Raw genomic sequence first — 19,556 nt, 5'->3', positions numbered from 1 at the left:
AAAATGTCCGTCCTTTTTGAAGACGCCGGCGATCAGTCCATCGCCTTGAAGTGAAACTCGCCGCCTTCCTTGATGCCCGAGAACCAGCGCGCCGTCACCGTCTTGGTCTTGGTGTAGAAACGGAAGGCGTCCGGGCCGTACTGGTTCAGGTCGCCGAAGGCCGACTTCTTCCAGCCGCCGAAGGTGAAATAGCTGAGCGGCACGGGGATCGGGAAGTTGATGCCCACCATGCCCACATTGACGCGGCTGGCGAAATCGCGCGCCGTGTCGCCATCGGCGGTGAAGATCGACGTGCCGTTGCCATAGGGGTTGTCCATGGTCAGCTTGAGCGCATCCTCATAGGTCTTGGCGCGCACCGTCGAAAGCACGGGGCCGAAGATCTCTTCCTTGTAGATCTCCATGTCGGGCGTGACATGGTCGAACAGCGTCGGTCCGACGAAGAAACCCTTCTCGTAGCCCTGCAGCGAGAAGTTCCGCCCGTCGGCCAGCGCCTTGGCGCCCTGCTCCACGCCGGATGCGATCAGTCCGGTCACGCGCTCCTTGGCCGCACCGGTCACCAGCGGGCCGTAGTCCACGTCCTCGCCCGCGGTATAGGGGCCGACCTTGAGCTTCTCGACGCGCGGCAGCAGGCGTTCCATCAGCGCGTCGGCGGTCTTGTCGCCCACCGGCACCGCCACGGAAATGGCCATGCAGCGTTCGCCGGCCGCGCCGTAGCCCGCACCCACCAGCGCGTCCGCCGCCTTGTCCAGGTCAGCGTCGGGCATGATGATCATGTGGTTCTTGGCGCCGCCGAAGCACTGGGCGCGCTTGCCGTTGGCGGCGGCGCGGCCATAGATGTATTGCGCGATCGGCGTGGAACCGACGAAGCCGACGGCCTGGATCGTCTCGTTGTCCAGGATGGCGTCGACCACTTCCTTGTCGCCATTGACGACCTGCAGCACGCCGTCCGGAAGGCCGGCTTCCTTGATGAGTTCCGCAAGCATCATCGGCACGGTCGGGCAGCGCTCCGACGGCTTGAGGATCATGGCGTTGCCCGCCGCCAGCGCCGGTCCCATCTTCCACAGCGGGATCATGGCCGGGAAGTTGAACGGCGTGATGCCGGCCACGACGCCGAGCGGCTGGCGCATGGAATAGAGGTCGATGCCGGGCCCGCCGTCATTGATGTATTCGCCCTTGAGCAGGTGCGGCGCGCCCATGCACACCTCGATCACCTCAAGCCCTCGCTGCACGTCGCCGCGCGCGTCGGGCAGGGTCTTGCCATGCTCGCGCGACAGCGCCTCGGCAAGCTTGTCCATGTTCTCGTTGATCAGCGCGGCGAATTTCATCATCACCCGGGCGCGGCGCTGCGGATTGGTCGCACCCCAGCCCTTCTGCGCTTCAGCCGCGCGGGCCACCGCGTCATCGAGTTCGGCCTTGGACGCCAGCGCCACCGTGCCCTGCACTTCGCCCGTCGCCGGGTTGTAGACGTCGGCCTTGCGGCCGTTCCCGCCCTCGACCTTCGCGCCGTCGATATAATGTCCGATGGAATACATGGGTTTTCCTCCCGTCGATTGTCTCCGGCCGGCGGCCGGACCTGTCCATGAATGCATCATGGCCAAGGCGCGCGCAGCACGCAACGCGCGGCTTTCCAAATCCGTTGTGCGGAAATTGAAGAGGATATACGATTCATCATTACATTATTGCAGATCGTGGAGATGGTCTTGAACTGGGATGACGTTCGGATTTTCCTTGCGGTGGCCCGCGCCGGCCAGATCCTGGGCGCTGCCCGGCGCCTCGCACTGAACCACGCCACGGTGTCGCGCCGCATGTCTGCGCTGGAGGAGGCGCTCGGCGTGAAGCTGGTCGACCGCCAGACGACCGGCACGGAACTGACGCCCGAGGGGGTACGTTTCCTCGCCACCGCCGAGGCGATGGAGGCCGGCATGATCGCCGCGCGTGCCGAACTGGCGCCAGATGCGGGCGGCATCTCGGGCACAGTGCGCATCGGCGCTCCGGACGGTTTCGGCGTGGCATGGCTGGCGCCGCGCCTCGGCCGGCTGACAGCCATTCATCCGGGCCTCACGATCCAGCTTGTGCCCGTGCCGCGCAGCTTTTCGCTGTGGCGCCGCGAGGCCGACATCGCCATCACCATGGAACGGCCGGAAGAAGGCCGCCTCGTCGCCGGCAAGCTTGTCGATTACACGCTGGGCCTATACGCCTCGCGCGGATATGCCGCGGCCAACGGCCTGCCCTCCGGTCCCGACGGCATCGCCGGCCACCGCCTCGTCGGCTATGTGCCCGACCTCGTCATAAGCCCGGCGCTCGATTATGCCTCCGAGATCGCGCCATTCTGGCAATCGACATTCGAGATTTCCTCGGCGCTCGGCCAGATGGAGGCGGTACGCGCCGGTGCCGGCCTCGGCATTCTCCACACCTTCCTCGCCCGCCGCCACGAAGACCTTGTCCCTGTCGCCGGGTTCCCGCTCATCCGCCGCGCCTACTGGATCGTCTATCACGAGACGCTCAAGCCGCTCCGCCATATCCAGGCGGTGGTCAGGTTCATCCAGGATCAGGTGGAGGACGCCCGCGCCACGTTCATTTGAACACCGGTCCCCGTCCGGGCCGACGAAGGGGACAGACCGGAGCCTGTCCCCCGAGTGACGGCGTTCGCCTGGTTGCCGGAGGGAACGCGCTTTCCGGGACGTGAACAGTAGAGCCGGCTGGAAAAAGCCGAAATGGCGTGATCGCACCGGTAGGTCTTGGCCCCATTGAGCAGGGCTCGCGAACCCGCGACGCTGTCCACGGTGGCACATGCGCGAGGATACGGACATGGTCTTGCGTTTCGCGTTCGATCTGGGCACCGGATCCATCGGCATGGCCGTCTCGCGCACGGACGGACATGGAACCCTGGTTCCGCTTTTCGCCGGAGCCCGCATCTTGCCCGCCCGGCCGGACTGGCAGGAGGCGCGCATGGGCAAGCGCCGGAAGCAGGCCCGCTGCCGCAAGCGCCGGAAACGGCGGCGAAGGGCTTTCGCGGCCCTGTTGCGCCAAGCCGGGCTGCTCCCGGCGCCCGGCAGGGAAAGCGACCGTCTGTTCGGCCTCGATCCCTATGTCTTGCGGGCGGCCGCCCTGGACCGCGCGATCGCGCTGCACGCCTTCGGCCGGGTGCTGATGCATCTTCACAAGAGGCGTGGCCGCCTGCTCCCCGGAAACCTGGACCCGCAACCCTTGCCCGCACGGACCCCCGGGGAAATGCTCGCGCGGCGGCATGCCGGGCCTGTGCGCAGCCGCAAGCCGGTGCGCAATCGGCTGGGCATGCATTCGGAAGCCGTGCCCGAGGTCAGCCGGTTTCACGTTATTCGGGAACTGGAGACGCTCTGGTTGATGCAGCAGCGTTTTCATCCCGCCATCCTGACGGAAGACCTGCTTGAAAAGCTGCGCGCAGCCTTTCTCGATGAGGGCGAAGAGGGCCGGAAAGCCGCACGGACCGAGCGCAGGATCGCGCCGGCGCTTGCCGCCTTGCGCCATTGCATGGCCGCGCTTGAACACCGTTTCGGCAAGCCAGATGCCGTCGTCATCGAGCAGGCCCTTGCGCCGCCCGCGCAGCACGGCGTGCTTGCAGGGGCGGCGCTGCCGGGTTGGGGCAAGAGCCTTCTGCGCAAGGCCGGGCTGCGGCCGACGCGCAGGCGCCGCCTCGCCCTTGCACTGATGGACCGGCAGGAGCGCGCTGCCGGCGGCAAGGCCCTGTGCCCCTGGTCCGGCAAGGCGCTGAGCCGGAACCGGCTGTTCTCGGGCGCCTACGAGATCGACCATGTGATACCGGTGTCGCGCGGCGGCAATTCGGCTGCACAAAACCTCGTTCTCTGCCATGCCGAGGCAAACCGCCAGAAAGGCAACCGGCTTCCCGGTGAATTTCCCGCAGGCCGGTCGCATTCCAGACGCGCGGACATCCGTGACCCCGGCCTTGCCGGCATGGCCGCACCACCGGACGAAGCCGCACATTGCCGGCGCAAGGCCATGGCCCGGCTCGTCGCGTCCGCAACAGGCGAGATCGCCGCGCGTTGGCCCGGAGCGCGCATGGAATGGGCCGCGCCCTTTGCCGTCTCCGCGCTGCGGCGCGCGCTGGAACGCGAGCATCCCCATCCCCTCTTCGCCAAGTCCCTGGCTGACAATCGCAATCACGCGCTCGACGCGCTCGTGGCGCTGCATGTCGCAAGCGCCCGGGCTGTTTGCGGGCCTGAAATCCTGCCGCTGCTGGAGAATGCCACGGTCACCCATGCGGCTGAAACCGCCGGCCCCGCCACCCGTGAAATGCGCTATGGCGCCGCGGGAAGCGTGGACGGCACGACCCTGATCGTGACCCGCCGCCCCGTCACCGCCCTGACCCTGGCGGAAACACGCCGCATCCGGGACGCGACGTTGCGGCACAGCGTCATCGCTCGTCTGGAAGCCGCCCCGCCCGGAACAAGGCCCGTCGACATCCTGGCGCGCTTCTCGCGCGAGACCCGCATTCGCCATGTCAGGGTCGCGCGGCCCTCCGACACCGCACGGCCGAACCGTCGGGGTGCTGCATGGATCGTCCCTGCCGGCAATGCCCATCTCGACATCGTGTCCCTGCAGACGGGCGAGTGGATCGCCTGCGGCGCCAGCCATGCGGACGTGGCGCGCAAGGACTGGCGGCCGGCCTGGGAAGCGGCGCGGATCGGCGGCAAGCTCGTCATGCGCCTGCGCGCCGGCGACCTGCTGGAGATCGATGGCGAATCCGGGCGCAGCCTGCGCACCGTGCGCCGGCTGGCCAATGCGAAGGGCCGTCTCTACCTCGCCGCGCCGGAGGAAGGCGGTTCGCTGGCCGGCCGGCATGCGGACCCGGACGATCCGTTTCGCTGGGAACTGGTCACCGCCGAGGGACTGCGCCGTCTCAATGCAAGGGCGCTCGACGTGACGCCGGCGGGTCTCGTCCGTCAGCGCCGCAGCAACGTCACGCCCTTCGCGCCTCCGGTTGCCGGACCCCGCCCCTGACGGGATCCGGCGCCGCCCGGAAAGAGCATCCAACCGGAACAGATATTTTGCCGATTGGCTTGCGGACCCTATATCGCCGCGACTGCCATTGCAGCGCGAAAGGGGTTTCATGGTTAGTGGCGCGCAAACGACAACCGCACCCGTCCTGCGTCTCGTGCTCGGCGACCAGCTTTCCACCCGGCTGACGGCCCTGGAGGATATCGGCGACGGCGACATCGTGATCATGGCGGAAGTCGCCGCCGAAGCCACCTATGTGAGGCATCACAAGAAGAAGATCGCGTTTCTTTTCTCAGCCATGCGCCACTTTGCCGGAGACCTGGAAGCGAAAGGCATCGCCGTCGACTATCTGCGCTACGGCGATCCGCACGGCGCTTCGCTGGAAACGGCTGTCAGGGCCGCGATCGAACGGCACGGCGCGGCCCGCGTCGTCATGACCGAACCCGGCGAGTGGCGCCTTCTGGAAATGATGCGTGACTGGACCAAAACCCTCGGACCGGAGGTGGAAATCCGCCCCGATACGCGCTTCCTGTGCAGCCATGAGCGGTTCCGTGATTGGGCTGAAGGGCGCAAGTCGCTGCGCATGGAATTCTTCTACCGCGAGATGCGCAAGGCCAGCGGCTTCCTGATGCGCGGCGACCGGCCGGAAGGCGGGGAATGGAACTTCGACAGCCAGAACCAGGAACCCCTGCCCGACGACGTGTGCATCCCCGTCCGTCCGGACTACAAGGTCGACGACACCACGCGCGAGGTGCTCGATCTCGTGGCGAGGGAATTCCGCGACCATTTCGGCGATCTCGAACCCTTCAGTTATCCGGTCACCCGCCGCCAGGCCCTGCACTATCTCGACTGGTTCGTGAAGGAGGCCCTGCCCCGGTTCGGCACGTTCCAGGACGCCATGAAGCAGGGCGAGCCGCTGCTTTTCCATTCCCACCTGTCGGCGCTGATCAATTGCGGCCTGCTGGACCCGCGCGAATGTTGCCGGAGGGCGGAGGACGCGTTTCACGCCGGCGATGCGCCGCTCAACGCCGTCGAGGGCTTCATCCGCCAGATCATCGGCTGGCGGGAGTTCGTGCGCGGCATCTACTGGCTGAACATGCCGGCCTATGCGTCTTCCAACAAGCTGGACGCCCGCCGGCCCCTGCCCGGCTTCTTCTGGACAGGCGAGACCGAGATGAACTGCCTTGCGCAGTCGATTGGCGAAACCCGTGCCAACGCCTACGCCCATCACATCCAGCGCCTGATGGTGATCGGAAACTTCTGCCTGCTCGCCGGTCTCGACCCGCGCGCGGTGCAGGAATGGTATCTCCTCGTCTACTGGGATGCCTATGAGTGGGTGGAGATGCCCAATGTCGTCGGCATGATCCTCTGGGCCGATGGCGGCCTCTTCGCGTCAAAACCCTACGCTGCCTCGGGCAGCTATATCGACCGCATGTCGGACTATTGCGCCGGCTGCCGTTTCGACGTGAAGAAGAAAACCGGCGCGGACGCCTGCCCGTTCAATTACCTTTACTGGGATTTCCTGGACCGCAACCGGCGGTATCTGGCGGGCAATGCCCGCATGGCCATGATGTATCGCACGCTCGACCGCATGGCGGATGAAAAGCGAAGGAACCACCGAACGGATGCGCGGATGTTCCTGGAGGCCCTTTGACTCCCCGGACTGATCAGGATCAAGGCGGACAGGCCTCGCCACGCTAGCCTCGCCATGACGCAAACACGGGCAGGAGGGACACCCATGAGGTTAAGGGGCATGCTGGTGGCGGGTCTTCTGGCCTTTGCCCTGTACGGTCCGGCGGCAGCCGGCGAAGTCCATTCGCTTGCCGGTGTCAGTTTCGAGGCGCCGGACCGGTGGGCGGAATTCACCCGCATCGAGGATCAGGAACTGGGCTTCGTGCGCCCGGACAGTCTCGGCCGTCTCTCGGTCTACTGGTGGCTGCCCGATGAACCCCTGCTCGGTGCGCCCGACATCCTGTCACACGAGACGATCTCGGTGGCAGGCCGCCCCGCCCTGCTCGTCCACTACGACTTCTATTCCGAGGAATCGTTGAAGGCGGTTCTCCTGGAGCCGCGCGACGATGGCCGTCAGCTCGTGCTGGCCGTGGACTTCCCCAAGGGAGAGACCGGCGCGCACGATGCCCTGCTGCGCGATGTACTGGACAGCATCCGGTTCGATGGCGATGCGGATGCACCATCGGCGACGGCAGCGGATCAAGACGAGGGCGCGCCTGCCATGCCCCCGCAACAGGCAGGTCTGGCCACGGGTCCGGATGTCGATCGGCAATGGCTGGCTGACCGGTTCGGCCAGGATTGCACCATGGTCGAACTGGGCACGTGGCGTCATCCCGTGCGCGCTGTCCTGGAACAGGCCGGCGCCAACCGCCTGCTCTGGCTGGCGCTTTGCCAGGACCGGACCTATCCGGTCTTCGGCATGGAGTTCGACTACGATCCGCGCGGCGCCACCCGCGACTATTTCGTTCCCCTCTGGATGGACATGCTCGAGGCCAATGGCCGCTGGGCCTTCTCGGTCGCCATTCCCCGCGACAATGTCATGGTGAATGTCTCCCGCGACGGCAGCGGCGTCATGCTGGATGAAGAGGAACTCGATTTCACCGCACCGGCAGGCGAAACCATGCAGCCTGATGGCGACGCGGCCGAGCCGGAGGCTGCGCCCGGCATTTCCTTCACCGACGAACCGCCGGCTGCGACCGCACGGGACACACAGCCGCCGGCCGGCATGGATTCCGGCGCAAGCCCGCTGGCCGGCGCTGACCCGGAAGACCTGCCTCCCGTGTCCGGTTCCGGCGCGCCATCGGCCACGCCGCGCAACGGCATGGAAGCCGTCATGCGCGACCTGAACAATTACCTGAAGGACTGATGCCATGCTGAGACTTGCCCGCGCGCTCATCCTCCTCGTCCTGTCGTCAGGGATTTTCGCGCCGGCGGCGAACGCCGCCCAACAGGACAATGTGGACTATGTCATCAACCGCATCGGCAATGTGCTGGAGGACTCGCTGGAGCGAAAAAGCTGGCGCAACAGCTACCAGCTTGCCGAACGGAACATCGAGGACCTGAAGAACACGCTGCGCCAGGGCGGACAGGTCTCGTCGAACCCGGTTCAGGCCTATCGCGACAAGCTTGCCGCCATGATGGAGGAGCGCAAGCGCATCTGGAAGGAACTCGATGATCTCCAACAGAAGTTCCAGAAGGACCGGACGCGCTATTCCCAGCAGGCCATCCGCGACATCGTCGGCGAGATGATCAACCGGATGCGCCCGCGCGCCGGCGCACTCGATCCCTTCTCCATTGCCATGTCGAAGAACATGGAGGTCATCAAGGACGATTTCTACAAGCTGCGCACCGCCGACCAGGGCATACGCCTCATCGATGACTACAAGCGCTCCATCCTCCCGGCCATCCACGACATGCGCGACCGCCTGCACGGACTCGAGCCGCTTCTGACGGCCTACAAGGCTGTCTCGGAACCGGCAGGATTCGAGGGCACCTATTCCGGCAGTCTTGGCGGCGGCGCCTCGGGCAGCATCGAGTTCCGCATCTTCGGCTTCCAGGTCACCGGCACCGTCTCGGGTGCCTACCAGGGCGATCCGGTCAACGGTTCCTTCACCGGCCGGGTCACGCCCGACGGCGCGCTGTCGGCTTCGCTGAAGGGGCTTGTCGGCGCCGGCAAATGGGACAAGCCCATGGCCTATGCCGGCAACCTTTCCGGGCGCATCACCCCGCTCGGCGCGACGGGAAACTGGAAGGCGGGCAACAGCTGGGACATGCCGTCCGGCGACTGGTCGGCAACGCGGCGCTGATCCGGCCGGATCAGCCGCCGGGCCGGATCGCCACGGTGATCACGATGGCCGCGATGGCGATCAGGGCCAGTTTCCAGAAATCCTTGCGCCGCTTCAGCCCCGGCAGTCCCAACGGCTTGATCAGGTGCACGGCCATCATGATGATGATGATGAGGGACAGGATTTTCGACAATGACGGGCTCCTCGCGCACGGGCCGGCGCACCGAACACCCTTCGACCCGGACCGTCAACCCTGAAGGCCGGCCGGGCCTTGACCTTTGAAAGGGGCTGGCGCACGGTCCGCGGCTTCTAGGAAAGAGGATAGACCATGAACCTTCAGGGCAAGACAGCCATCGTCACCGGTGCCGCCACGGGGATCGGACGCGCCATTGCCGAACGCTTCATCGACGAGGGAATGTCCGTCGTCATTGCCGACATCGACCAGGAACGGGGCCGCGCGGCATTGGAAGACCTGGCAGCGCGCGGCGAGGCCCGTTTCGTCAAGACCGATGTGGCCAAGCGCCTCGACGTTCACAATCTCGTCGCCCATGCCCTCGACCAGTTCGGCGAGATCGACGTGCTCGTCAACAATGCCGGCGTCATCCACGCCGCTGCCTTTCTCGATCTGGCGGAAGAGGATTTCGACCGCGTCCTGTCGATCAACCTGAAAGGGGCCTTTCTCACCGGCCAGGCGGTCGCCCGCCACATGGTCGAGCGGGTTCGCAATGGCGGCAAGCCGGGCGCCATCGTCAACATGTCGTCCGTCAATGCCGTCTTCGCCATCGAGAATCAGGTGCCCTATTCCATTTCCAAGGGCGGCATGAACCAGCTGACCAAGGTCATGGCGCTGTCGCTCGCCCCCCATGGCATCCGTGTCAACGCGATCGGCCCGGGCTCCATCGCCACGGAGATGATGGCATCCGTGGCCGCCGACGAGACGGCGCGCCGCAAGGTGCTGTCGCGCACGCCGCTGGGCCGCATGGGCGATCCCTCCGAGATCGCAGCCATCGCTGCCTTCCTTGCCTCCGACGAGGCCAGCTACATCACCGGACAGACGATCTATGCCGATGGCGGGCGCCTGCCGCTGAACTACACTGTTCCGGTGAAGGAGAAGAAGGACTGACGCGCGGCGGAGGCCGACCTGATTCATCGATGCAGCAGAACGGAAAGGGAGTGAGAATGAAGATGCGTTTCCTGTTGGCAGCCTTGCTGCTCGCCACGACAGCCGCCCACGCCGAACAGGTCGGGATCACGCCGGACCTGATGAGCGTCACGGTCCCGACGCCCGATGGGCCGGTGGAGATTTCACGCGTCCAGGACAATGACGCTGTCATCGAGGGCGAATTCGCGCGCATCGCCAGGCCCTGCCCGAATTTCTGCATCCAGCCGATGATTCCCGCCGAAGGCGTGACCCCGATTGGCGAGCTTGAAATGCTCGAGTTCCTCAACGATCCCGATGTCGTCGTGATCGACGGCCGCGTCAGGCCGGATTTCCTCACCGGCGCCATCCCCGGCGCCGTCAACGTCCCCTACACGGAAGCCGCGGACCGGCTTGGCGAACTGGGCTGCGAACCGGATTTCGACGGCTGGATCTGCGAGGGCGACAACATCAAGTCCGCCGCGCTCTATTGCAACGGCCCCTGGTGCGGGCAATCGCCCACGGCCGCGCGGCGCATGATCGAGGCCGGCTTTCCGGCCGAAAAGATCTACTACTACCGCGCCGGCATGCAGGGCTGGCGCATGCTCGGACTGACCGTGGCGATGCCGGGGCAATAGGCGAAGCAGGCAAAGAGGCCCTGGCCGCGCGGATACCCATTGCCTCCTGACAGGATGCTGTCAGGAGGCGTATGGCAATATGCCCTTGTCATGACCGTCTTCAAGGAGCTTCCCATGTCAGGCACAGATACCATGCCCGCCCCGGTCAACGGACAGGTTTGCTGGTTCGAAATTCCCGTCACCGATCTCGATCGCGCGCAGCGGTTCTACGAAAGCGTGCTTGGTTGCAGCATGCGCCGCGACGACACCGGGCCGAACCCGATGATCGCCTTTACGCGGATGGACGATCCGGTCGCCTCCGGCCATCTCTATCCCGGCAGGCCCGCCGCGCCGGGGACCGGCAATACCATCCATCTGGTCGCGCAGGATCCGCTGGAAACGGTCATCGAGCGTATTCCGGCCGCTGGCGGCCAGGTTGTCTCGCCGGTGATCGACATTCCGGTCGGCCGGTTCTTCTACGCCACCGACCCGGACGGCAATTCCGTCGGTTTCTTCAATTTCAAGACCTGACGCCATGCGCCGCGCGGATCGCCTGTTCGCCATCGTCCAGCATCTGCGCGGCGGACGCCTTGTCACGGCGCGCATGCTGGCCGAGCGGCTTGAGGTTTCCGAGCGCACGATCTACCGCGATATCGCCGACCTCCAGGCCTCCGGCGTGCCGGTGGATGGCGAGGCAGGCGTTGGCTACATCCTGCGCGCCGGTTTCGACCTGCCGCCATTGATGTTCACCCGCGAGGAAATCGTCGCCTTGGTGGCCGGCGCCCGCATGGTGCGGGCCTGGGGCGGCGCCGCCATGGCGCGCGCGGCGGAAGAGGCGCTGGTCAAGATCGCCGCCGTCCTGCCCGAGGATGGCGCATCCAGGGTGAACGCGCCGCGCATCTATGCCCCGCCCATGACACTGGGCGAGGCCGAGCGCGGCCTGATCGATCGGATTGAACTGGCCTGCGATACCTGCGCCATGTTGAAGCTGGCCTATCGCGACGAGGCCGGCAACGAAAGCGAACGGACCGTGCGCCCGCTTGGCCTCTGGTTCTGGGGCAAGGTCTGGACGCTCGTCGCCTGGTGCGAATTGCGCGGCGATTTCCGGATGTTCCGCATTGACCGGATGCTGGCGCTCACGCCGACAGGAGAATGTTTCCGGCCGGAACGGGGCAAGCAACTGGCCGATTTCTATCGCCAGTTGGAAGCCTGCGGCGACATCCCGCGCGACGGATTGCCATCCTCGATGCCCTGAATGAAAAAGGCCCGGCGCGTTGGCGCCGGGCCCTTGAACGTGTAGCCGGCGTCTGGCCGGATCAGAACGAATCGTCCTCGTCCTCATCGTCCTTCCTGCCCTTGAGCGAGGAAAGCTTGGCGAACACCTTGTCGGCATCCAGTTCCTGGTCTTCCTCCGCCGGGGCGGAAGAGGAGGGCGCGCCGAACACCGAAGTGCTCTCGTCGAGGTTTTCCGTGGCGCTGGCGGGCAGCAGCGTGTCGCCGGTCTCTGGACGCGGCGGGGCGTTCTTGGCCGCCTTCTGCACTTCCATGTCGAGATCGATCTGCGAGCAGAGCCCCAGCGTGACCGGGTCCATCGGCTGCAGGTTGGGCGAATTCCAGTGGGTGCGCTCGCGGATCTGCTCGATGGTCGACTTGGTCGTCCCGACAAGGCGCGAAATCTGCGCATCCTTGAGTTCCGGATGATTGCGCACCAGCCACAGGATTGCATTCGGCCGGTCCTGGCGCTTGGAAAGCGGCGTGTAGCGCGGGCCCTTGCGCTTCTTTTCGGGAATGCGCACACGCGATTCCTGGAGATGCAGCCTGTAGTCGGCATCCGCTTCGGCCTTGGCGATCTCGTCGCGCGTCAACTGGCCGGTGGAGACGGGGTCGAGGCCCTTGATCCCCTGCGCCGCCTCGCCATCGGCGATGGCCTTCACCTCGAGCGGGTGCAACTTGCAGAAATGGGCGATCTGGTCGAAGGAAAGGGCCGTGTTGTCGACCAGCCAGACAGCGGTCGCCTTGGGCATGAGCAATTGCTGGGCCATGATGAGGAATCCTCTTTCTTCGCCCGCGTCTCCCGTCGCGGGCGGTGGTCGCAGCCACCGGTTATTAAGGGAAGTGGCCATCCGTATAGTCGCATTTGGGCGCGAGTGCAACGGAAACCCGCCCGCACCTGCTTGACAGCCGCGCGCGGCGTCGTCTATGAGCCAGCATCTTTTTCGAGGAGGCGCGCCCGTGCAGGCGCGCTTGTCATGTAAGGCCCACCTTCATTGGCAAGGGCCGGGAAGAACGGGTCAGTACGATGAAGATCAAGAATTCGCTCAAGGCGCTCAAGAGCCGTCACCGCGACAACCGCATGGTTCGCCGCAAGGGCCGCATCTACATCATCAACAAGCAGAATCCGCGCTTCAAGGCCCGCCAGGGCTGACGCGCCGTTCCCCGGCCCGGACTTCGTCCGGCACGAGGATTGGGACTTCACGCTTTTTTGGTTTGACGTTTCGCCGGACGGGACTAACCTTTCGTCCATGCGAAACGTTTTTGCCTGCCTGCCGATCATGTTCTGCCTCGCCGGACCGGCCATCGCGGCTGAAGAACCGGCACGCGGCGAACGGCTCGACACACTCTTTTCCGAACTGAAGCGAACCGCCAATGCCGCTGCCGCCCGCAGGGTTGCCGGACGCATTTCCGCGATCTTCACCGAATCGGGCAGCGCCACCGTGGACCTGCTGATGCAAAGGGCGAAAACCGCGATGGATGGCAAGGATCACGGCCTCGCGCTCGATCTTCTCGACCAGGTCATCATGCTCGAACCGGACTATGCCGAGGGCTGGAACCGCAGGGCGACCGTCCACTTCATGATGAAGAACCATGCCAAGGCGATGTCGGATATCGAACGCGTCCTGGAACTCGAACCGCGCCATTTCGGTGCGCTGACGGGCATGGCGGCGATCCTTCGTGCGGAAGATCGTGACGAGACCGCCCTGCGCGTCTACGAAAGGACGCTGGAGATCTATCCCATGATGCGCGAGGCCCAGGAAGCGGTCGGACGGATCGCCGACCAGCTCGCCGGCGAACCCATCTGACCGCGCACAGGCAGCCGCGCAGGCACGCAGGGAACATCACCGGATCATGCTCAATCTTGCGGCCGCAGCCCTCGCCTTCCTGCTTGCCCTCGCGGCGATCCTGTTCGGCCTGACGCGCATCGGCGTGTTCGTGATCGAGCGCCGCCATCCCCCTGCCGGCGCCTTCGTCATGGCCAATGCCACGCGCATGCATCATGTCCACGTGCCGGGACCCGGCGACGTGTCGCTGCCGCCGGTGGTCTTCATCCATGGCGCAAGCGGCAACCTCAAGGACCCCATGGGACCGCTCCGTCCGCGCCTTGAAGGCAAGGCCGAACTTCTCTTCCTCGACCGGCCAGGCCACGGCTGGTCCGGGCGCGGCCCGGCTGAAAACGCCACGCCCGCGGGCCAGGCCCGCACCATCGGCGCGCTGATGGATGAACTGGGCATCGGTCCGGCGGTCATCGTCGGCCATTCCTTCGGCGGCGGTGTGGCGGCGGCGCTCGCGCTGGAGCGTCCCGACAAGGTCGCCGGCCTCGTCTTCGTGTCGGCCGCAAGCCACCCATGGCCGGGGGGCAAGACGTCCTGGTACTATCCGATAGCCGCCCGCCCGGTTCTGGGACGCCTGTTCTCGCACCTCATCGCCCTTCCGGCCGGCTGGCTGCGCATGAAGATGGGCACCGCCTGCGTCTTCTCGCCCAATCCCGCGCCGGACACCTATTTGCGCGATGCGGCCATCCCGCTGGTCCTGCGACCGGCGAACTTCCGCATGAACGCCATCGACGTGGAATCGCTCTATCCCCACGTTCTGGAGGCAGCGCCGCGGTACAAGACCATAACGGCGCCGACCATCGTCATCTCGGGCGACAGTGACACCGTCGTCTACGAGGAAATCCATTCGGTCGGCCTTGCCCGCGACATTCCGGGCGCGCGGCTGGTCTGGGTCAAGAATCTCGGCCACAAGCCCGACTACATCACGCCGGAACTGGTCGCCGCCGCTATCGGCGCGGTGGCCGGCGCGCCGGAAAGCCTGCTCGGCAATATCGGCGAAATGGCCCGCGCCGCGGAAACCCGGCTTGCCGGCCAGGATTTCGGACCCTTCGCTGCCTGCAAGGATGGCGCGCCGCCGGATCTCGATCCTGAAGGCGCGCCGGCGCAATAGCCGGGGACTTCGCTCAGCCCCGCCTGGCGGTCAGTCCTGTGAAGACATCCACCATTTCCGGCACCAGACGGTCGCCATGGCCGGCCCCCTCGGCCAGTTGCAGCAGCAGCTTCGTACCGCCCGACATGACGGACACGCCGCCGGCCTCCTGCGCCATCTGCGCATAATAGCTGACATCCTTAAGCGCGTTGCGCATGGCGAAGGCGAGCTTCTGCGGATCACCGTCGATCGCATAGGCCTTGATGAAATCCATCATGCCCGAGTGATTTGGCCCGGCCGACAGGACATCGTAGAGGGCCTGGCGCGAAACCCCCGCCTTGTCGGCCATGGCGAAGGCTTCCGACATCGCCGCGGCACTGGTCATGGCATAGAAATTGTTGATGAGCTTGATCGTGTGGCCGGCACCCAGTTCGCCGAGGTGAAACACGTTTTCGCCAAGGTCGTCGAGCACCGGGCGGATGGCATTGAACGCCGCCTGGTCGCCGGCGCACATGATGTTGAGCTTGCCCTCGCGGCCATGGCTGGGCGTGCGGCCGAGCGGCGCGTCCATGTAGGTGCCCCCGGCCTCGGCCACCGCTTGTCCGAGCATCCGGGTGGATGCCGGCAGCGACGTTCCGAAATCGATGACCGTCGTTCCCGGCTTCAGCCCGGCGATCACGCCGTCCTCGCTGAGCATCCGGCTTTCCACCTGCGCCGATGTGCCGACGCAGAGCATGACGATGTCGCTGGCCGCCGCCAGTTCGCGCGCCGTGCCGGCTTCCTTGGCACCCCGCGCCAGCGCCGCGTCCACGCCGGTGCGGTCGCGATGGCCGAGAACGGTGAGGTGATAACCCTTGTCCAGGAGCCGCTGGACCATGGCAGACCCCATGAGTCCCAGGCCGATGAAGCCGATAGCCGGTTTGGACATGTCTTTCTCCCTTTTCAGTTGGCCCGGGCGAATGCCGGTTTCGAGGCATTCTTCTGGATTTCGTAGATCGAGCGGTTGAGCGCAGGTTGCGGCTGCGGAATGCGCACGGACACATCCTTGAGGCGCGGCGTCAATGTCGGCCGCCCGCACAGCATGCGGGTGTCATATTCCTCGATCGTGTCGAACTTCGTCATCGACCCCATGATCGGAAAGGCATCCGCCGCCATCATCTCGTAGAAAAGCATGCGCCGGTCGCGCGCCGACGTGTTGAGCGCCGAACCGTGCACGATATGGCCATGATGGATCGAGATGGACCCGGCCGGTCCGGTCAGTTGCACGGCCCTCGCCATGTCCAGCCCGTTGGCTTCGAGATCCATCGCTCCGGCGAACACCCCGCCGGCATGATGGTCGAAGATTTCGCCCTTGTGCGTGCCCGGGAACACCATCAGCGGCCCGTTTTCCTCCACCATGTCGTCGATGAGGACGCCGACGGCCAGCACGTCGTCATTGGTGTGGGGATAGAAGGCGAAATCCTGATGCCATTCGATGGCCGCGCCATAGCCGGCGGATTTCAGGTTCAGCTTCGTCGTGTGCAAGCGCACATCGGGGCCGATCAGGTCGCGCACCGGTGCCAGGATGTGGTCGGAGCGCAGCAGGTCGTTCATCACCGGGGAAATGCGGTGGGGCAGCTTGATGCGCCGGATGCGCGGATCGTCGGGGCTGTGGCTGTCTTCGAGGTCAAGCCGGTCGTTGGATTCCGTCATGCCGCGCGCCTCCTCGTGGAAGCGCGCCACCTCGGCGCGGATTGCCTCGATGATCGCCATCGGCACCCGGTTTTCCAGCAGCAGGTAACCGTTCTCTTCATAGAAGGCGGTCTGATCCGCCGTCAGCACGTCCCGTTCGCCCATGCATGCCTCCCCTTGTCCTTGCCGCCGGATGCCTCGCCGGATGTCCGGGGCTTGCCTGTCCTGTCCGCCCGGCTAAAGTCGCTGCCCGGGAGGCATTTTTCATGTCCGTCATCCGCTCCGTCAGAACCCTGCGCCTTGGCGCCTATCCAAACGTGCTCTGGGTCGTGGTCGAGGATGACCAGGGCGCCACGGGGCTGGGCGAAACCTTCTTTGGCGCCCGCGCGGTGGAGGCCTGCATCCACGAGACCGTCGCCCCGAAGCTGATCGGCATGGACGCCGATCCCGAACCGGTGCGCATGGCCCTCGTTCCCTATGCCGGGCACCAGGCCGCCGGTGCGGAACTGCGCGCCAATTCGGCCATCGACATCGCCCTCTGGGACCTGAAGGCCCGGCGCAACGGCGAACCGCTCTGGCGCACGCTCGGCGGGCGCTGCCGGCAGGCGATCCGCACCTACAACACCTGCGCGGGCTACCAGTATGTCCGCTCCGCCGAAGGCCAGACCTCGGCCAACTGGGGCCTCGGCGCCCCGGCCAGCGGCCCCTACGAGGACCTCCAGGCCTTTCTTTCCGATGCCGGCGCGCTGGCCGAGAGCCTTCTGGCGCAGGGCATCACCGGCATGAAGATCTGGCCCTTCGACCGCTATGCCGAGCGGTCCGGCGGCCAGTCCATCCTGCCGGAGGAACTGGAAGAAGGTTTGATGCCGTTCCGGCAGATCCGAGAGGCGGTCGGTGGCCGCATGGACATCATGCTGGAAATGCACTCCTTGTGGAACCAGCCGACGGCCCTGCAGATCGCCGAGGCCGTCGCGCCTTTCGGCATCTACTGGATCGAGGATGCGGTGCGCATGCAGGGTGTGTCCGCGTTGGCCGATTTCCGCGCCCGCTGCCCCATCCGCGTCACCGCGTCGGAAACCATTGCAGGACGGCACCAGTTCCGCGAACTGCTGGAGGCCGGCGCCACGGACTATGTCATGCTCGATCTCGGCTGGTGCGGCGGCCTGAGCGAGGGCAAGGCCATCGCCGCGCTCGCCGATGCGTGGCACCGGCCCGTCGCCCCGCATGATTGCACCGGGCCTGTGGTCTATGCCGCGTCCTGCCATCTTTCGCTGCACGCCTCCAATGCCGTCATCCAGGAAAGCGTGCGCGCCCTCTATACGGGATGGTATACGGATGTCGCCGATGGGCTGCCTGTGGTCGAGAACGGCATGGTGCGGCCCGCCGACGGCCCTGGCCTCGGCCTGAATCTCAAGGACGGTATCTTCTCCCGTCCGGACGCCACCGTGCTGGAAAGCCGCTGACACGGCGCCGGCCCGCGCCCGGCCGTGACGGGGACTTTCACGGGCAGGCGCCGGGCGCCGCATCACATGGTCGCCCCGATCTGCCATGGCACGAATTCGAAATCGCCCAACCCCTGAGCCTCCGACTTTGACTGCTCGCCGGATGCCACCCGCAGGATGAGATCGTAGATCTCGCGGCCCTTTTCCTCCAGGGAAACGCCGTCGGTCAGCATGGCGCCGGCATTGACGTCCATGTCCTCGGTCATGCGGTTGTACATGTCGGTGTTCGTCGCCACCTTGATGCAGGGCGACGGCTTCGAGCCGAAGGCCGAACCGCGCCCGGTGGTGAAGACGACCACATTGCACCCGGACGCGATCTGCCCGGTCACCGAGGCCGGATCGTAGCCAGGCGAATCCATGAAGGTGAAGCCGCGCGCCGTGACCGGCTCTCCATATTTGTACACGCCGTTGAGCGGCGTCGTGCCGCCCTTGGCCGCCGCGCCGAGCGATTTCTCAAGGATCGTCGTCAGTCCGCCCTTCTTGTTGCCGGGGGAAGGGTTGTTGTCCATCGAACCCCTGTTGCGCGCCGTGTAATCTTCCCACCACCGGATCAGGCCGACCAGTTTCTCGCCCGTCTTGCGGTCCGCCGCGCGCCGTGTCAGCAGGTGCTCCGCGCCATAGATCTCCGGCGTCTCCGCCAGCACGCCCGTGCCGCCCTGCGCGACCAGCAGGTCGCAGGCATGGCCGAGCGCCGGATTGGCCGTGATGCCCGACCAGGCGTCCGAGCCGCCGCATTGCAGCGCCACCATCAGTTCCGAGGCAGGGCACGGTTCGCGCCGCGCCTCATTGGCCAGCGGCAGCATGGCCCGGACCTTCTCGATGCCCAGTTCGACGGTCTTGCGCAGGCCGGCCACGTCCTGGATGTTCATCGTCTGGAACAGCGGCCCCTTCTCGATGCCATAGGCTTCCAGCAGCCAATCGATCTGGTTCATCTCGCAGCCAAGGCCCACCATCAGCACGCCGGCATGGTTGGGATGGCGGGCATAACCCCACATGACCCTTTGCAGGGCATCGAAACCGTCGCCGGACCCGGCCATGCCGCAGCCCGTCCCGTGCACGAAGGCGACCACACCGTCGACATTGGGATAGTTCGCCATCTCTTCCGGACCGAAGGCCGAGGCGATCATGCGCGCCGCCGTGGCCGAACAGTTCACCGAGGTCAGCACGGCGATGTAGTTGCGCGTGCCGACTCGGCCATTGGCGCGCCGGAAGCCCATGAAGGTGTCGCGCGCACCTTCCGGCACCAGGGCCACCGGCCTGAGATCCGTCGAGAATTCATAGTCGGCCTGCGTGTTGCGGAATTCGGTGTTGTGCGTGTGGACATGCTCGCCCGGCGCGATGTCCTGCGAGGCGTAGCCGATCACCTGCGCATATTTGCGGATCACGCCGCCTTCAGGGATGGCCGCGGTGGCGATCTTGTGGCCGCGCGGGATCATCGAGACCGTGGTCACGCCTTCCACCGCGGCGCCTGCTTCCAGTGCGCGGATGGCTGTGACGACATTGTCTGAGGCATCGAGACGGACGGTGACGGTCATGGGGTCGGTTCCGGTTGGTCTGACCGGCGCCGCTTGTGCCGTTGCGCCGGTGAATGGCATCGGGTGACGGGAACCGCCGGCCCATGGAAGCGGCGGCGGTT

At 65.9% G+C, this 19,556-nt stretch carries 19 protein-coding genes; 13 read left to right on the top strand and 6 right to left on the bottom strand.

Translation table 11 applies throughout. The features are described 5' to 3' along the window. Positions 1-32: 32 nt before the first annotated feature. Complete coding sequence (locus ACLB6G_RS03750; protein ID WP_410354763.1) at positions 33-1,532, bottom strand: CoA-acylating methylmalonate-semialdehyde dehydrogenase; 1,500 nt, start codon at positions 1,530-1,532, stop codon at positions 33-35. 168 nt (positions 1,533-1,700) lie between these two features. Here ACLB6G_RS03750 and ACLB6G_RS03745 point away from each other — a divergent pair, with 168 nt between their 5' ends. The 5 genes from ACLB6G_RS03745 (at position 1,701) to ACLB6G_RS03725 (ending at position 8,813) form a co-directional block, all read left to right on the top strand. Further along, positions 1,701-2,582, top strand: a complete 882-nt coding sequence (locus ACLB6G_RS03745) for a LysR family transcriptional regulator (protein ID WP_410354762.1) — start codon at positions 1,701-1,703, stop codon at positions 2,580-2,582. Positions 2,583-2,808: 226 nt separating this feature from the next. Then, positions 2,809-4,998, top strand: a complete 2,190-nt coding sequence (locus tag ACLB6G_RS03740) for an HNH endonuclease domain-containing protein (protein ID WP_410354761.1) — start codon at positions 2,809-2,811, stop codon at positions 4,996-4,998. Positions 4,999-5,107: 109 nt separating this feature from the next. Further along, positions 5,108-6,649, top strand: coding sequence for a cryptochrome/photolyase family protein (locus tag ACLB6G_RS03735; protein ID WP_410354760.1), 1,542 nt, complete (start codon positions 5,108-5,110; stop codon positions 6,647-6,649). An 84-nt stretch (positions 6,650-6,733) separates the two neighbouring features. Next, complete coding sequence (locus tag ACLB6G_RS03730) at positions 6,734-7,873, top strand: hypothetical protein (RefSeq protein WP_410354759.1); 1,140 nt, start codon at positions 6,734-6,736, stop codon at positions 7,871-7,873. A gap of 4 nt (positions 7,874-7,877) precedes the next feature. Next, on the top strand, positions 7,878-8,813 hold the full coding sequence (locus ACLB6G_RS03725) for a vacuolar protein sorting family 37 protein (protein WP_410354758.1): 936 nt from the start codon (positions 7,878-7,880) through the stop codon (positions 8,811-8,813). A gap of 10 nt (positions 8,814-8,823) precedes the next feature. On the opposite strand, the gene ACLB6G_RS03720 is transcribed toward ACLB6G_RS03725, so the two are convergent. Further along, complete coding sequence (locus ACLB6G_RS03720; RefSeq protein ID WP_410354757.1) at positions 8,824-8,985, bottom strand: hypothetical protein; 162 nt, start codon at positions 8,983-8,985, stop codon at positions 8,824-8,826. A gap of 135 nt (positions 8,986-9,120) precedes the next feature. Between ACLB6G_RS03720 and ACLB6G_RS03715 the strand changes: the two genes are divergently transcribed. The 4 genes from ACLB6G_RS03715 to ACLB6G_RS03700 all read left to right on the top strand — a co-directional run bounded on the left by ACLB6G_RS03715 (position 9,121) and on the right by ACLB6G_RS03700 (position 11,802). Beyond that, positions 9,121-9,915 carry an SDR family NAD(P)-dependent oxidoreductase gene (locus ACLB6G_RS03715; protein WP_410354756.1) on the top strand — a complete coding sequence of 265 codons (795 nt, stop codon included), beginning with the start codon at positions 9,121-9,123 and terminating at the stop codon, positions 9,913-9,915. 56 nt (positions 9,916-9,971) lie between these two features. Continuing rightward, positions 9,972-10,568 (top strand): rhodanese-like domain-containing protein, encoded by a 597-nt coding sequence (locus tag ACLB6G_RS03710; RefSeq protein WP_410354755.1) that lies wholly within the window; start codon positions 9,972-9,974, stop codon positions 10,566-10,568. Between the two features lie 114 nt (positions 10,569-10,682). Further along, the gene (locus tag ACLB6G_RS03705) at positions 10,683-11,078 is read left to right on the top strand and encodes a VOC family protein (RefSeq protein WP_410354754.1); all 396 of its coding nucleotides are present in this window, start codon (positions 10,683-10,685) and stop codon (positions 11,076-11,078) included. 4 nt (positions 11,079-11,082) lie between these two features. Further along, entirely contained in the window at positions 11,083-11,802 is a 720-nt protein-coding gene (locus ACLB6G_RS03700) for a helix-turn-helix transcriptional regulator (RefSeq protein WP_410354753.1), read from the top strand. 61 nt (positions 11,803-11,863) lie between these two features. Here the strand turns inward: ACLB6G_RS03700 and ACLB6G_RS03695 are convergent, their stop codons facing one another. Further along, positions 11,864-12,589 (bottom strand): DUF1013 domain-containing protein, encoded by a 726-nt coding sequence (locus ACLB6G_RS03695; RefSeq protein WP_410354752.1) that lies wholly within the window; start codon positions 12,587-12,589, stop codon positions 11,864-11,866. A 257-nt stretch (positions 12,590-12,846) separates the two neighbouring features. Here ACLB6G_RS03695 and ykgO point away from each other — a divergent pair, with 257 nt between their 5' ends. The 3 genes from ykgO to ACLB6G_RS03680 all read left to right on the top strand — a co-directional run bounded on the left by ykgO (position 12,847) and on the right by ACLB6G_RS03680 (position 14,768). Next, entirely contained in the window at positions 12,847-12,972 is a 126-nt protein-coding gene (gene ykgO / locus ACLB6G_RS03690; RefSeq protein WP_099307297.1) for a type B 50S ribosomal protein L36, read from the top strand. Positions 12,973-13,069: 97 nt separating this feature from the next. Then, a complete protein-coding gene (locus tag ACLB6G_RS03685; protein WP_410354751.1) occupies positions 13,070-13,627 on the top strand; it encodes a tetratricopeptide repeat protein in 558 nt (185 codons plus the stop codon). A gap of 46 nt (positions 13,628-13,673) precedes the next feature. After that, positions 13,674-14,768 (top strand): alpha/beta fold hydrolase, encoded by a 1,095-nt coding sequence (locus tag ACLB6G_RS03680; protein WP_410354750.1) that lies wholly within the window; start codon positions 13,674-13,676, stop codon positions 14,766-14,768. Between the two features lie 13 nt (positions 14,769-14,781). On the opposite strand, the gene ACLB6G_RS03675 is transcribed toward ACLB6G_RS03680, so the two are convergent. Continuing rightward, positions 14,782-15,675 carry an NAD(P)-dependent oxidoreductase gene (locus tag ACLB6G_RS03675; RefSeq protein ID WP_410354749.1) on the bottom strand — a complete coding sequence of 298 codons (894 nt, stop codon included), beginning with the start codon at positions 15,673-15,675 and terminating at the stop codon, positions 14,782-14,784. A gap of 14 nt (positions 15,676-15,689) precedes the next feature. After that, positions 15,690-16,583 (bottom strand): phytanoyl-CoA dioxygenase family protein, encoded by an 894-nt coding sequence (locus ACLB6G_RS03670; RefSeq protein WP_410354748.1) that lies wholly within the window; start codon positions 16,581-16,583, stop codon positions 15,690-15,692. Positions 16,584-16,684: 101 nt separating this feature from the next. On the opposite strand from ACLB6G_RS03670, the gene ACLB6G_RS03665 reads away from it, so the two are divergent. After that, positions 16,685-17,881, top strand: coding sequence for a mandelate racemase/muconate lactonizing enzyme family protein (locus ACLB6G_RS03665; RefSeq protein WP_410354747.1), 1,197 nt, complete (start codon positions 16,685-16,687; stop codon positions 17,879-17,881). 62 nt (positions 17,882-17,943) lie between these two features. Here the strand turns inward: ACLB6G_RS03665 and ACLB6G_RS03660 are convergent, their stop codons facing one another. Continuing rightward, positions 17,944-19,455: a UxaA family hydrolase gene (locus ACLB6G_RS03660; protein WP_410354746.1), complete on the bottom strand. Its 1,512-nt coding sequence runs from the start codon at positions 19,453-19,455 to the stop codon at positions 17,944-17,946. Between the last annotated feature and the right edge of the window lie 101 nt (positions 19,456-19,556).

It is taken from the genome of Zhengella sedimenti, assembly GCF_046506625.1.
In the GTDB taxonomy this organism is placed as follows: domain Bacteria; phylum Pseudomonadota; class Alphaproteobacteria; order Rhizobiales; family Rhizobiaceae; genus Zhengella; species Zhengella sedimenti.
This window is presented reverse-complemented; position numbering and strand designations above follow the sequence as displayed.